This window comes from Archangium violaceum (assembly GCF_016887565.1).
Classification (GTDB): Bacteria; Myxococcota; Myxococcia; order Myxococcales; family Myxococcaceae; genus Archangium; species Archangium violaceum_B.
In genome coordinates this window covers 1,101,445-1,114,948 of the sequence record NZ_CP069396.1, presented here as the reverse complement: position 1 = coordinate 1,114,948, position 13,504 = coordinate 1,101,445, and the positions used below count along the sequence as shown (strand labels likewise).

The following is a 13,504-nucleotide window of genomic DNA, read 5'->3' as shown; positions in this document are numbered from 1 at the left end:
CTTCAACGGAGGCAGCACCGTGGCCGCAGACACCATCTTCTCGAAGATCGTCCGAGGCGAGATTCCCTGCCACAAGGTGTGGGAGGACGACCGGCACCTGGCCTTCCTGGACATCCGTCCGCTGAGGCCCGGGCACACGCTCGTCATCCCCAAGGTGGGGGTGGACTACCTCTTCGACATGGAGCCCGAGGCGTATGGCGCGCTGATGCAGGCGGTGCGCACCGTGGCGCGGCTGCTCAAGGAGCGCACGCAGTGCCAGCGCGTGGTGGAGGTGGTGCTCGGCTACGAGGTGCCGCATGCCCACGTGCACCTCATCCCCAGCGACTCCATGGCGGAGCTGCCCTCGTTCGCCGGCAGCCCGATGGACCCTGGCGAGCTGGCGAAGCTGGCCGCGCGCATCCGCGGGCAGTGAGCCGCTGACGCGGCGGGACGAGCGGACGGAGGCGCCGCGTGGCAGGCTGCGGGCCCTCAACCAACCCGAGGGACTCCGTGCAACACAGCCTGAAGCCGGCGCTCGCCGCGCTGTCGCTCCTCCTGCCGCTGGCGTCGTCCGCTGGCGGCAAGGGAGCCGTGCCTCCGCCGCCCGTCGCGGCGAAGAAGCCCGTGGTGGACACCTACCATGGCGTGAAGGTCGAGGACCCGTACCAGTGGCTCGAGAAGGGGGACGACCCCGAGGTCCGCAAGTGGGTCGAGGGGCAGATGGCGCACACGCGCGCGGTGCTCGACAAGCTGCCCTCGCGCGGGGCCATCCGCGCGCGCCTCACCGCGCTGCTCTCCCATGAGTCCCCGGCCCACTCCGTGGACTCCTGGCGGGGTGGCGTGCTCTTCGCCCTGAAGTTCCAGCCGCCCAGGCCCCAGCCGCTGCTGGTGGTGTTGACCTCGGAGGACCCGTCCTCGGCGCGCGTGCTGTTGGATCCCGCGGAGCTGGACCCCAGCGGCCGCACCACGCTGGACTTCTACGTGCCCTCGCTGGACGGCAAGAAGGTCGCGGTGTCGCTGTCGAAGGACGGGACCGAGAGCGGAGATGTCACCGTCTACGACGTGGCCACCGGCAAGCCGCTGTCCGGCGAGGTGGTCCCCCGGGTGAACGGCGGCACGGCTGGCGGCGGTCTCACCTGGAACGCGGATGGCACGGGCTTCTTCTACACGCGCTACCCGCGCGGCGAGGAGCGTCCTCCCGAGGACCGGGACTTCTACCAGCAGGTGTACTTCCACAAGCTCGGCACGCCGACGGAGAAGGACACCTACGAGCTGGGCCGGGACGCGCCACGCATCGCCAATTACCAGTTGCAGACGTCCGAGGACGGCGCGTACGTGCTGGCCCTGCTGGGCAACGGGGATGGCGGTGAGTACGCGCTGCACCTGCGCGGTCCCCAGGGCACGTGGACGCGGGTATCCCGCTTCGAGGACAAGCTCGTCGCCGCGAGCTTCGGGCGGGACGGGGCGCTCTACGTGCTGTCGCGCAAGGACGCGCCGCGCGGCAAGGTGCTGAGGATTCCGCTCGCCACGCCGTCGCTGGACAAGGCCACCGTCGTCATCCCCGAGGGCCAGGCCTCCATCGAGAGCTTCCGCCCCACGGCCACCCGCCTGTACGTGAAGGAGCAGCTGGGAGGCCCCAACCAGCTGCGCATGGTGGGCCTGGACGGCAAGGAGCTCGGCGTGGTGCCCACGGCCCCGGTGTCCAGCGTGGGCTCGGTGGTGCCGCTGAGCGGTGACGACGTCCTGCTCTCCTCCACCAGCTATACCGAGCCCTTCACCGTGTACCGCTACGCGGCGAAGGACGGGAAGCTGGCGAAGACGTCGCTGGGGCGGACCTCGCCCCTGGACACGCGCAACGTGCAGGTGGAGCGTGTCCTGTGCTCCTCGAAGGATGGCACCCAGGTGCCGCTCAACCTCCTGCATGCCCGGGGCACGAAGCTCGATGGCAACAACCCCACGCTGCTCACCGGCTATGGCGGCTTCAACATCGCCGTCTCTCCGGGCTTCAGCGTGCTCGATCTGGCCTTCATCGAGCAGGGCGGCGTGGTGGCCATCGCCAACCTGCGCGGCGGCTCGGAGTTCGGCGAGGCGTGGCACGCCAACGGCTCGCTGACGAAGAAGCAGAACGTCTTCGATGACTTCCACGCCTGCGCGAAGCTGCTGGTGGAGAAGAAGTGGACGAAGCCCGAGCGGCTGGCCATCGAGGGCGGCAGCAACGGCGGCCTGCTCATGGGCGCGGCGCTCACCCAGCACCCGGAGCTGTACCGCACCGTGCTGGCGCACGTGGGCATCTACGACATGCTTCGGGTGGAGCTCACGCCCAACGGCCAGTTCAACACCACCGAGTACGGCTCGGTGAAGGACCCCGAGCAGTTCCAGACGCTGTACGGCTACTCACCGCTGCACCACGTGAAGGACGGGGTGAAGTACCCCTCGGTGCTCTTCACCTCGGGGGAGAATGACCCCCGGGTGGACCCGTTCCACTCGCGCAAGATGGTGGCTCGGCTGCAGGCGGCCACGGGCTCCAGGCGTCCGGTGCTGCTGCGCACCAACAACCTCGGTCACGGCATCGGCACGCCGCTGGCGGAGGAGATCGAAGAGTCGGTGGACGTCTTCGCCTTCCTCTTCAACGAGCTGGGCATGAAGTACCGGCCCGTGTCCGGCAAGGTGGCCGTGCCCGCGTCGAAATGATGTGAGCCGCGGGTGAGGGGACGACCCTCACCCCAGCCCTAGCTCGACAATGAACGTGGCCCCATTCCCTGGCTCGCTCTCGACGCGAACGACGCCACCGTGCGCTTCGACCACTTGCCGGGTAATCCAGAGCCCGAGCCCGAGTCCGCCGTAATTCCGTGAGGACACCGCCCGCTCGAATCGGTCGAAGATGCGAGCCTGATCCTTGAGCGGAATGCCCATGCCGTTATCCCGGACGGACAGCCGCGCTCGGCCCATCCCCGCGTTCACCCGCACTTCCACGGGTTTGCCAACCCCGTACTTGAGCGCGTTGGAGAGCAGGTTCGTTATCACCTGCTCGATACGTAACCGGTCCCACTGCCCCCTCACGTGCTCCTCCACGCTCACCCTGAGCTGACATTCCGACCGGGCCACCGCTTCGGCGAAACGGTCCACCACGTCGAGCACGAGTGCTGACAAGTCACACTCCTCCAACCGAAGCGTGAGTTGGCCCGTGCTGAGGCGGGCAACATCCAGAAGCTCATCCGTGAGCGCGGCGAGCCGCTCGGTCTGCCGCCGCGCTTTTTCCAATTTCTCCTTCAGGCGCTCCTCCCCCCTCTCCTTCACCATGCCCAGGAGTGATTGGACATGGAGTTGGAGAGTGGTGAGGGGTGTCTTCAGCTCATGCCCGGCAATGGACAGGAAATCATCACGCAGCTTCAGCGCCTCCAACAGCTCCTTCTCGATCCGCTTCCGGTGCTCGATTTCAGCTTCGAGCGCCTGGGCGCGCTGCTGGAGAACGGAGACTTCGCGCAGGCGCGCATCGAGGGACTCGGCTTGTGAATACTTCTCGGCGGGAATGACGTGGGAGTGTGCGGAGCAGACTTCGTGGAACGCCTGCGCATCGTCCTTCGTGCGGAAGTTTCCCATCTCGTAACCACACAGCAGGCTGAAGGGGTGCTCCTTGCCGAGCTCGTTCCACTGCTCCTCCAGCAGCAGTGCGGCCTGCGGGTTTCGCTCCTTCCAGAGCAGGTCCACCATCTCGCCGTAGGCACGAACACCTGCCCCCCCAGCGTTCCGATGACTCCTGTCGAGAACCCCACCGATAACACCCCGGAAGCGACTCCAGTCAGGCAGCCCCCCGACCATGAACCTGGCCAGGGTGTCCCGAGCGTCGAGGAGGACGAGCCGCCCGTCCTCGCGGGCACGCTCCACGTCGAAGCCCTTCGCCTTCAGCCGCTGCACCAGGCCCGCTCGGTGCGCTTCCGTGGCGATGATGACAGCGGGTTCACCCGCCTGGAACCCCGCGTCCACGAATCGCACCACCACGTCGAAGAGGAACGTTGGGTCCTCGTAGAACTGAACGGTGTGGTTGTCCTCAGCCCTCCGCGGATGCTGGTTCTGGCTGTGCGCTGAACGTCCGGGTGCGGAGGTCATGTCATGACATTACCACCAAGGGGGGTCCCCCCTCTTCCATTTGCCCTCCACTGCCCGAGGGACTGCATCCGCGGCATCGGGTCCGTGGAGTATTGCGTGCGCAATCCTTGGAATGGTGGGTCTGCCTCCAGGCAGGCGAGCCGACGACCTCGCAGTCGTCCATGCTCTCTTCCAGTCGTCAGCGGGTAGGCAGCATTGTGGAGTAACGAGCAGATGTCTCCGCCAGGACTTTCCCGATGAAGACCGACACGTCCTTGCCCGGAAAAGCCGTCGACCTGACCAACTGCGCCAAGGAACCCATCCACATTCCGGGCGCCATTCAGCCGCATGGCGTCCTGTTCGCCCTGCACGAGCCCGCGCTGACGGTCGCTCAGGTGAGCGCGAACGTGGCGGACATCCTGGGCATCGAACCGGAGCTGCTATTGGGCCGCCCGCTCGGAAACCTGCTCGATGCGACCTCGCTGGGCCTGCTGACCGAAGCGCTGCGGAGCGACCGTCCCCAGGAGAACAACCCGTTTCCTGTCACGGTGGGCTCGCGCGCCTTCGACGGAATCGTCCATCGCCACCAGGGCGCCACCCTCTTGGAGCTCGAGCCGGTACGGCCCATGACGGAGGGGGAAGATGGGTGGTCCCCCCAGCGACTCCTCCAGCGGGCCCTCGCCCGGTTGCAGGCGGCGGAGAACCTGCGCGAGCTCTGCGACACGGCCGCCGCCGAGGTGCGCCGGCTCACGGGGTTCGAGCGGGTCACGATCTACCGCTTCGATGAGGAGGACAATGGCGAGGTCCTGTCCGAGGACAAGCTGGAGGGCCTGGATGCGTATCTCGGCCTTCATTATCCCGCCTCGGACATCCCCCAGCAGGCACGCCGGCTCTACCTGCTCAACTGGCTGCGCATCATCCCCGACAGGGAGTACAGGCCCGCGCCCATCCTTCCCAGCCTCCGGCCTGACAACCAGCAGCCCCTCGACTTGAGCTTCTCCGTGCTCCGGAGTGTCTCGCCCATTCACATCGAGTACATGCGGAACCTGGGTCTCCGCGCCTCCATGAGCATCTCCCTCGTCCATGGCAACAAGCTCTGGGGGCTGATCTCCTGCGGGAACCATTCCTCCCCGAGGTACCTCTCCTATGAGCTGCGGGCCGCGTGTGAGCTCATCGGCCGCATCACCGCTCAGCTGATAGGGGCCAGGCAGGAGCGCGAGAAGCAGGAGCTCCGCCAGAAGCTGCGCGGGCTCCAGGAGCGCCTGGTGGGAGCGATGCGGGCCGAAGAGGAAGAGGCCCTCGCCGGCCTCGTCAAGCAGCCAGAAGAGCTGCTGGGGCTCGTGGGAGCGAGCGGCGCGGCCGTGTTCCGCGAAGGCAGGTGCTGGACAGTGGGGCGTGTCCCTCCAGAATCGGCCATCGAGGGCCTCGTCGAGTGGCTGCGCGAGACGGTCAAGGAGGGCCTCTTCCACACCAGGGCCCTGCCTGGCCTCTACCCGCCGGCGGAGACATTCAAGGAGGTCGCCAGCGGCCTGCTCGCGGTCTCCCTTCCCAAGCCCGCCCCCGACTACGTCCTGTGGTTCCGGCCGGAGGTCATCCAGACGGTGAACTGGGGAGGCGACCCCACCAAGCCCGTCGAGCGGGAGGGACAGGAGCTACGCCTCCACCCGCGCCGCTCGTTCGAGCTGTGGAAGGAGGTCGTCCGCTCGACCTCGCCGCCGTGGACGCCGGCCGAGGTGGAAGCCGCCGCGGACCTGAGGCGCTACGCCATCGAGGTGGACCTGGGGCATCAGGTGCTCCGGGAGCAGAAGGCCGTCCAGGCCCGGGACGATCTGGTGGCGGTCGTCTCGCACGATTTGAAGAACCCGCTCGGGGTCATCCATCTCCAGGTAGGCTCCATCCTCCGGGCATTGCCTCTGGACCACGAAGGCCCCTGGCGGCGGCTCCAGAACTCAGCCGAGCGCATTCAGCGCGCGACGGAGCGGATGAACACCCTCATCCGGGACCTGCTCGACCTCGCGAAGATCGAGGCGGGACGCTTCGTCATCGAGCCCGTGCCGGAGGAGTTGGAGAGCCTGCTCGAGGAGTGTCTGGAGAGCCTACGTCCGATCGCGGAGCAGAAGCGGCTGTCCATCTCACAGCACGTGAGTCATCCTGAGGTGCTGATCCGAGCCGACCGGGACCGGATCTTCCAGGCGATGTCGAACCTGATGGGAAACGCCATCAAGTTCACCCCGGAAGGAGGCACCATCCAGCTCACGCTCGAGCTGGTGGGGAAGGCCGTGAGGTTCGCCGTGAAGGACACCGGCCCGGGCATTCCCGCGGAGCAGTTGCCCCACCTGTTCAACCGGTACTGGCAAGCCAAGAAGCGTGCGCGGGAGGGCACCGGGCTGGGCCTCTACATCGCCAAGGGCATCATCGAAGCCCACGGAGGCCAGCTGTGGGTGGAGAGCCAGGTGGGCTCCGGCAGCACCTTCTTCTTCACGCTGCCGGTGGCCACCTAGCTCGAGAAGCGCGAGGCTCAAGCCGCTCGGAACTCGCCGCTCTTCTCCGCCTCGCGGTACAGCTCCTCCACGGCCTCGTCGTACTTCTTGAGCACGCTGCGCCGCTTGAGCTTCAGCGACGCCGTCAGCATGTCGTTGGCCGTGGTGAAGTCCTCGCTGATGAGCAGGAAGCGCTGCGGCTTCTCGTACCCCTTGATGCTCTTGGTGTGCTCGAGGATCTGCTCCCGGTAGAGCTGCTGCACCTCTTCGCGCTTGAGCAGCTCGGGAATCGACGTCGCATCCAGCCCCTTCTCCGCCGCCCACTTCTTCAGCGACTCCATGTCCGGGACGATGATGGCCACGTTGAAGGGCTTGTTCTGCCCGTGCACCATCACGTTGGCGATGAAGGTCGAGAGCTGCAGCGCCTGCTCGATGGGCACCGGCACCACGTACTTGCCGTTCTCCAGCTTGTACTGCTCCTTGATGCGGCCGGTGATCCACAGGTACCCGTCGTCATCCACGTAGCCCATGTCGCCCGTCCTGTAGCCACCGTCGCCCGTGAAGGCCTTCGCGTTCTCGTCGGGCATGTTGTAGTAGCCCACCATCACGTTGTGGCCGTGGACGACGATCTCCCCCTGCTTGGGGTCACCCGTCTCCGTGCGGTCGATCTCCACGCGCGTGCCGGGGATGGCCTTGCCCACCGAGCCGATCTTCCGGTTGCCCGGGAAGTTGGCGGTGGCGATGGGGGACGTCTCGGTGAGGCCGTAGCCCTCGTAGACGGTGATGCCGAGGTTGTCGATGAACTCCGCCACCTCGCGGGAGATGGCCGCGCCGCCGCTGAAGGCGTACTTCAGCCGGCCGCCGAACCGGGCGCGCACCTTGGAGAAGACGACCTTGTCGAAGAAGGTGTGCTGCAGATCCACCAGCAGGCTGTTGTCCTTGCGGTCCGTCAGCTCGCGGCGCTGCCGGGCCACCTCCAGGCCCCGGGTGAAGAGCATGCGCTTGATGGGCGACTCCGACGCCATGCGCTTCTGCAGCCCGTCATAGATGCGGTTGAAGATGCGCGGCACCGAGAACAGCAGCGTGGGCTTCACCTCGCTCAGGTTGTCGATGATCTTGTCCACCGCCTCGGCGATGCCCATGGCGGCGCCCATGGAGAACAGGCCGTGCAGCTCCACCGACTGGCCGAAGACGTGCGCCCACGGCAGGAAGGACAGCGAGCGGTCGTCCTCGGCCATGGGGAAGATTTCGTGCATGGCGGCCACGTTGCGCGCGACGTTCGCGTGGCTGAGCATCACGCCCTTGGGGTTGCCGGTGGTGCCCGAGGTGTAGATGAGGCCACAGAGGTCCGTCGGTTTGGGCTGCACGAGGGGGCTGGGCGTCTCCGCGCCCCGGCGCAGCAGACAGGCGAAGCTGTCCGTCTCATGCGGGGTGCCGGTGAAGCGGATGATGTGCTCCAGCTTGGGCAGCTCCGAGCTGAGCGACTTCAACTTGGCGGCGATGGCATCCGTGGCGACGAACACCACCTTGGCGCCGCAGTTGTTGAGGATGTACAGCCACTCCTTCTCCTGCTGCTGCTCGTACATGGGGACGTAGGCAGCTCCCAGCGTGTAGCAGGCATAGGCGCCCACCGCCCACTCGTGGCGGTTGTTGGAGATGACGGCCACCCGGTCTCCGTGCGTCACCCCCAGCTGGGACAACCCCCCGCGCAGGTCATCCACCATCTGACCGAACTGGACGTACGTCATCCACGTCCATTGGCCGTTCTTCTTCTCGCCAAACAGCTGGCGGGGACCGAAGTGGGCGGTGCTCTGCAGGAAGATGTCGACCAGCGTCTCGAACTTGGGGCTCGCCATGTGCTCGGGCTCCTTGGGTGCTGGGAGGTGGACGGTTTTGAAGCTCCCCCCCGTGCATGAGGCCCGGGACGCTACCTCATTTCATTTGGAGGCCCTACTGCACGGGTCTGGAGGCGCTTCCACTCGCACCTGGGGTGGAAAATGGTGGGCGGGGCGACTGGAACACCCTCAACAGGAACACCAGGGACGGGAAGATGAGGGCCCCGCCCACAGCGAGCGCCACCAAGAGCGCCCGCTGGGTGGCCACGTTCGCCGCCGCGCCCTGGAGGGTGACATCCGGCACCACGAGGTAGGGATACTGGGAGGCCGCCCACCCCGCGACGATGAGGCCCACCTGCGCCGCCGCCGCCACGCGCGCCGGCCAGAAGTGTCGGGTGAGCAACAGTCCGAAGGCCAGCACCGCCGCCACCGCCGTGGCCCCATGCAGCGCCAGCGCGAAGGGCGAGCCCGTCAGCCCCGACCACACCCGGGGCGCCCCACCCCGCGCCAGCACCAGCACCCCGAGGGCCGCGAGGAACACCGCCACGCCCGCCCCCAGCGCCCGCCGCCGGAAGTCCTCCTGGAGCGCGGGCTCGCTCGTCTCCGCCGTGAGGTACACCGCCGCCAGGAAGGCGAAGAGGCACAGCGCCAGCACCCCCACCGCCAGCGCGAAGGGCGACAGCCACGCGGAGATGAAGCCGCTCTCCACCTTCAGCCCCCTCACGTGGATGTCTCCGCTCACCACCGCGCCCACGCACATGCCCAGCAGCACGGGCGCCAGCACACTCGCCACGCTGAAGACGAGCCCCCAGCGCCGCTGCACCCTGTCTCCCCGCGCGTCGTAGGTGCGGAAGGTGAAGGCCGTGCCCCGGAAGATGATGCCCAGCAGCAGCAGCGTCAGCGGCACGTGCAGCGCCACCGACAGCACCGCGAAGGCCCTGGGGAAGACGCCGAAGAGGATGACGACGCCGATGATGAGCCAGACGTGGTTCACCTCCCACACCGGCCCGAGCGCCCTGGCGATGAGCGCCCGCTGCTCCGCCTTCCGGGGCCCCGAGGCCAGCAGGTCCCACACCCCGCCGCCGAAGTCCGCGCCCCCGAAGAGCGCGTAGAGGACGAAGCTGCCCACCAGCGCTCCGCCCAGCAACCACAGCTCAGTGGACATGGGCCACCTCCGACGGGGGCGCGCGGCCCGGCAGCGTGCCCGACACCTGCCGCACCAGGAGGAACACCACCATCGCCCCCAGGAAGAGGTAGACGAGCGTGAACGTCCAGAAGGGCACGCCCAGGTTCGCCACCGGCGTCACCGCGTCCGCCGTGCGCATCACCCCGCGGATGATCCACGGCTGGCGTCCCCACTCGGTGACGAGCCACCCGGCCTCCATCGCCACCACCCCGAGCGGTCCGCACAGCAGCCAGCCCCACAGCACCCGCCGTCCCTCGGGCCACGCCTTGTGCCGCCAGCGCAGGAAGAGCGTCACCACCGACAGCAACGCCATCAGCCCGCCCGTGCCCACCATGACCTGGAAGGCCAGGTGCACCTTGAGCACCGGCGGCCACTCGTCGCGCGGGAAGTCGTTCAGCCCCTTCACCTCCGCGTCCGGATCCCTGAACGCCAGCATCGACAGCCCCTTGGGTATCTCGAGGGCGTAGGGCGTGGTGCGCGTCTCCACGTCCGGCAGCCCGCCCACGCTCAGGGGGGCGCCCCGCTGCGTCTCGAAGAGTCCCTCCGCCGCCGCCAGCTTCACCGGCTGCGCATGGGCGATGTGCTCCGCCTCCAGGTCTCCCGCGAACGGTTGCAGCAGCGCGGAGACGCACGCGAGCGGCAGGGCCACGGAGAGCGCCTTGCGGTGGAAGGCCGCGCCCGGGTGCCGCAGCAGCACGAAGGCGTGGATGCCCGCCATGGCGAAGGCACTGGCCTGGTAGCACGCCAGCAGCGTGTGCAGCACCTGGTAGGCCCAGCCCGGGCTGAACATCGCCGCCACCGGGTCCACGTTCACCGGCCCTCCCGGCGTGGGCGTGAAGCCCGCCGGGTGGTTCATGAAGGCGTTCACCAGCGTGACGAAGAAGGCGCTCGCCGCGCCGCTCAGCGCCACCATCACCCCCGAGAAGAGGTGCAGCCCCGCCGGTATCCGCTCCCGCCCGTACAGGTAGATGCCGAGGAACACCGCCTCGGTGAAGAAGGCCGTCCCCTCCAGCGCGAAGGGCAGCCCTATCACTTCTCCGTATGTCCCCATGAACTCGGGCCACAAGAGCCCCAGCTCGAAGGACAGCACCGTGCCGCTCACCGCCCCCACCGCGAAGAGGATGGCCGTGCCCTTCGCCAGCTTCTTGCTGAGTTGCACGTAGTCCGCGTCGCCCGTCCTCCGGGCCTTCACGTCACTGAGCACCATCAACAGCGGCAGCGCGATGCCCGCGGCCGCGAAGATGATGTGGAAGGCGAGCGACAACCCCATCTGGGCGCGTGCGTAGAGCAGATCCATGGCGTGGATGAGTCTGCTTTATGCGCCAATTCCACGCAATCAATGATTCTTATATATATCACCAGCACTGAACACGGCACACCCCGTCGCCGGAGGGTGCCGTGTCCACCGTCCGGCCCCGGACACTACGCGTGGGCCGGCGAGTGGTTGATGCGCAGCCCGAGACGCTTCTTGCCTTCCGGGGCCTGGGGCTCCGGGGAGGGAGGCACCAGCGTCTTCACCGCGCTCTTGGCCAGGGCCGAGGCCAGGGTGGAGGCGAAGATGAGGACGAGCTTGCGGCCGAGCTCGATGCCGATGGGTCGCTCCTCGGCGTGGGAGGCCAGCCGGTCCGGGTGGTCCCAGGCGCGCCGCAGCGCCTCGCGGCGGTGCTTCCACAGCAGCTCCTCGCGGTGGCGCGATTTCCACCAGGAGTAGCCCATGCTCAGGACCAGCATCCCGAGCGCGACGCCGCCCGCCTTCATCAACACGTCGCGGTTCTTGTCGAGCGCGTGGCGTACCTGGTAGCGCACGTCCATGGCCCGCTCGCGGCGCCGGTCCAGCTCCTCGAGGGTGAGGAGCAGCTCGTCCCGCAGCCGATCCGCCGTCTGCTCCACCTTCTCGCGCTCGTCCATGCCGGCGGTGATGTGCCCACCGCCCTTCTCCTGCTCGCTCATTGCAGTGTCTCCCGGGTGCGGGCGATGTCCGTCTTCAACCGTTCCTGGGTGTGGGGCAGGGGCTTCTTCGGCAGCCTCTTGGCGCCCGCGAACGCCAGGCCTCCCGCGAGCAGCACCAGGAAGACGCCCACCAACAGCACCCCGAGCCACTGCGCCAGCGGCAGGGCCAGACCCGCCGCCACGAGGAGGGCCGCCAGGCCCACGAGTCCCAGCACGCCACCAGCCCCCAGGAGGATGCCGGAGGTGCGCGCCGCCTTCACCTCTTCCTTCAGCTCCTTCTTGGCGTGCAGCACCTCGGCGCGCGCCAGCAGCCGCGCTTCCTCGATGGCATGGCGGATGAGCTCCGCCGTGGACAGTGACTCCAGTTGTCTGCGCTCCAGACGCTCCGATTCGAGTTCCACGTCGCCGCCTCCCGGGGCATCCGGCGGGCCCACCCGTGGTACCGGGTGCGACCCGCTCTCTCGCGGAAGGTGGGAGCGGAGACATTCCTGGGGAAGTCTGACCGCCGGAACACGGAGACGCCCGGCCGCCCCCTCTGGAGCGGGCGAGCAGACAGGGGCCCGGCGGGTCAGCGGCGGCGCTTCTGCTGGGCCAGCGCCGTGGCGAGCGTCTCGCGCACCTGCCTGGCCTGGAAGAGCCGGTCCGCCGCGTCCAGCAGCGTGTCCGCGTACAGCACGTTCTTGCGCAGCCGCGCCGGGAGCACGGCCGTGCCCAGGTGCGCGCCCAGCAGCGCGCCCGTGCAGGCCGCGGCCACGTCCGCCTCGCCTCCGCAGCGCAGCGTCAGCTCCACCGCCTGCCGGAAGTCGTGCGGCACCTTCAGCGTCGCGTACAGCGAGGTGAGCAGCACCGGCACCACGTGCGGCGGCAGCCCGTCCACGCCCCGCAGCTGACTGGGCGGCACGCTCACCTTGCGCAGCTGCCCCAGCGCCCGCGCCGTGTCCCACGTCAGCAGCCGGGGCAGGTGCCGCAGCTCCTCGGCCAGCTCCTTGTCGTGCGCCGCCGCGGAGAGCGCCAGCTCCTCGCAGAAGGCCGCGGGCGTGAGGGGCTCCTTCGTCGTCAGCCCCAGCGCCACCGCCTGCGCGAAGGCCGCCGCCGCCGCCGCGCACGTTGGATCCTTGTGCGTCAGCACCGACAGCACGCCCGCGTCGTGGCGGATGCGCACCTTGCTCTTGCTCTCGAAGAGGCCCACCACCACCGCGCGGCTCAGCACCGAGGGGCACTTCACTCCCAACGGCGCCCCCGCGCTCATCCACGGAGTGCCCTGCGCCAGCTTCTGCAGCGCCTCGGCCAGCTGCTTGGGCGGCTGGAGGATGATGCCCTCCTGCCACAGCCACGCCAGGTGCGCCGCCGCGCTGCGCCCCTCCACCTTCCCCTCGCGGATGACGCTCTCGGCCGCCGCCAGCATCAGCTGCGTGTCATCCGAGAACTGCCCCTTGGCGAACTTCCCCCGAGGCCGAGGCGCGAAGTCCTCCGCCAGTCCAGGCAGGCGCGCGAGACTCGCCGGAGGGATGCCCCGCAGGGGAAAGCCCAGGGCATCCCCAATGGCGAGTCCCAGGAACGCGGCATGGAACCTGTCCTGGCGCTCGGCGGGTGTCAGCGACATGGGGAGCGGCAAGATAACCGAGCCGCGTCCCGTGACCAGCACCGACTTTCATCCCACGCGAGATCGCCTCGTGCCAACGCACCGGTTGGGGGGAGGACGCGCTCCCACCACAAGAGCCGAGTCGACTACGCGTCGCGACCGAGGTTGACAACCGCCTGCAGTCTGGCCAGCACCGCCTCGGCGCCCTGGTGCAGGTGCACGCCATCCCAGAGCGCTGGTGTGCTGTGTCCACCCCGCTCTCGCCAATCCGCCTCCGCTTCTGGAAAGGCGACATTGCGGAAGCGCACGCGGTCCTCGAGCGCGTAGTCCACCACGTAGCGGCGCGCCAGCGCCGAGGGAGGATCCGCGATGAGGTGGAAGAGCTCCAGCACGGGCGACGTCACGC

At 68.4% G+C, this 13,504-nt stretch carries 11 protein-coding genes; 3 read left to right on the top strand and 8 right to left on the bottom strand.

Going from position 1 to position 13,504, the window contains the following annotated elements; translation table 11 throughout:
- Nucleotides 1-19: 19 nt before the first annotated feature.
- Both JRI60_RS04775 and JRI60_RS04770 read left to right on the top strand, forming a co-directional pair.
- Entirely contained in the window at nt 20-412 is a 393-nt protein-coding gene (locus JRI60_RS04775; protein WP_204224683.1) for an HIT family protein, read from the top strand.
- Nucleotides 413-489: 77 nt separating this feature from the next.
- The gene (locus JRI60_RS04770) at nt 490-2,670 is read left to right on the top strand and encodes a prolyl oligopeptidase family serine peptidase (RefSeq protein WP_239470349.1); all 2,181 of its coding nucleotides are present in this window, start codon (nt 490-492) and stop codon (nt 2,668-2,670) included.
- 27 nt (nt 2,671-2,697) lie between these two features.
- On the opposite strand, the gene JRI60_RS04765 is transcribed toward JRI60_RS04770, so the two are convergent.
- A complete protein-coding gene (locus tag JRI60_RS04765; protein ID WP_204224682.1) occupies nt 2,698-4,086 on the bottom strand; it encodes an ATP-binding protein in 1,389 nt (462 codons plus the stop codon).
- A gap of 236 nt (nt 4,087-4,322) precedes the next feature.
- Between JRI60_RS04765 and JRI60_RS04760 the strand changes: the two genes are divergently transcribed.
- Nucleotides 4,323-6,566: an ATP-binding protein gene (locus JRI60_RS04760; RefSeq protein WP_204224681.1), complete on the top strand. Its 2,244-nt coding sequence runs from the start codon at nt 4,323-4,325 to the stop codon at nt 6,564-6,566.
- Nucleotides 6,567-6,583: 17 nt separating this feature from the next.
- Here JRI60_RS04760 and JRI60_RS04755 read toward each other — a convergent pair whose 3' ends face one another.
- The 7 genes from JRI60_RS04755 to JRI60_RS04725 all read right to left on the bottom strand — a co-directional run bounded on the left by JRI60_RS04755 (nt 6,584) and on the right by JRI60_RS04725 (nt 13,502).
- Nucleotides 6,584-8,401 carry an AMP-dependent synthetase/ligase gene (locus JRI60_RS04755; protein ID WP_204224680.1) on the bottom strand — a complete coding sequence of 606 codons (1,818 nt, stop codon included), beginning with the start codon at nt 8,399-8,401 and terminating at the stop codon, nt 6,584-6,586.
- A gap of 94 nt (nt 8,402-8,495) precedes the next feature.
- A complete protein-coding gene (locus JRI60_RS04750; protein ID WP_204224679.1) occupies nt 8,496-9,545 on the bottom strand; it encodes a cytochrome d ubiquinol oxidase subunit II in 1,050 nt (349 codons plus the stop codon).
- Nucleotides 9,535-10,863 carry a cytochrome ubiquinol oxidase subunit I gene (locus JRI60_RS04745; protein ID WP_204224678.1) on the bottom strand — a complete coding sequence of 443 codons (1,329 nt, stop codon included), beginning with the start codon at nt 10,861-10,863 and terminating at the stop codon, nt 9,535-9,537. The genes JRI60_RS04750 and JRI60_RS04745 overlap by 11 nt, the downstream gene beginning before the upstream one ends.
- A 125-nt stretch (nt 10,864-10,988) precedes the next feature.
- Nucleotides 10,989-11,516 (bottom strand): hypothetical protein, encoded by a 528-nt coding sequence (locus JRI60_RS04740; protein ID WP_204224677.1) that lies wholly within the window; start codon nt 11,514-11,516, stop codon nt 10,989-10,991.
- Nucleotides 11,513-11,917 (bottom strand): phage holin family protein, encoded by a 405-nt coding sequence (locus JRI60_RS04735; RefSeq protein WP_204224676.1) that lies wholly within the window; start codon nt 11,915-11,917, stop codon nt 11,513-11,515. Before JRI60_RS04735 ends, JRI60_RS04740 begins: the two co-directional genes overlap by 4 nt.
- A 167-nt stretch (nt 11,918-12,084) precedes the next feature.
- Nucleotides 12,085-13,119 (bottom strand): ADP-ribosylglycohydrolase family protein, encoded by a 1,035-nt coding sequence (locus JRI60_RS04730; RefSeq protein ID WP_204224675.1) that lies wholly within the window; start codon nt 13,117-13,119, stop codon nt 12,085-12,087.
- A 125-nt stretch (nt 13,120-13,244) separates the two neighbouring features.
- On the bottom strand, nt 13,245-13,502 hold the full coding sequence (locus tag JRI60_RS04725) for a hypothetical protein (protein ID WP_204224674.1): 258 nt from the start codon (nt 13,500-13,502) through the stop codon (nt 13,245-13,247).
- Nucleotides 13,503-13,504: the final 2 nt, after the last annotated feature.

Coding starts and splice junctions, on each gene's coding strand:
- JRI60_RS04765 (WP_204224682.1), bottom strand. CDS start 4,086: ATGACCTCCGCACCCGGACGTTCAGCGCACAGCCAGAACCAGCATCCG.
- JRI60_RS04760 (WP_204224681.1), top strand. CDS start 4,323: ATGAAGACCGACACGTCCTTGCCCGGAAAAGCCGTCGACCTGACCAAC.
- JRI60_RS04755 (WP_204224680.1), bottom strand. CDS start 8,401: ATGGCGAGCCCCAAGTTCGAGACGCTGGTCGACATCTTCCTGCAGAGC.
- JRI60_RS04750 (WP_204224679.1), bottom strand. CDS start 9,545: ATGTCCACTGAGCTGTGGTTGCTGGGCGGAGCGCTGGTGGGCAGCTTC.
- JRI60_RS04745 (WP_204224678.1), bottom strand. CDS start 10,863: ATGGATCTGCTCTACGCACGCGCCCAGATGGGGTTGTCGCTCGCCTTC.
- JRI60_RS04740 (WP_204224677.1), bottom strand. CDS start 11,516: ATGAGCGAGCAGGAGAAGGGCGGTGGGCACATCACCGCCGGCATGGAC.
- JRI60_RS04730 (WP_204224675.1), bottom strand. CDS start 13,119: ATGTCGCTGACACCCGCCGAGCGCCAGGACAGGTTCCATGCCGCGTTC.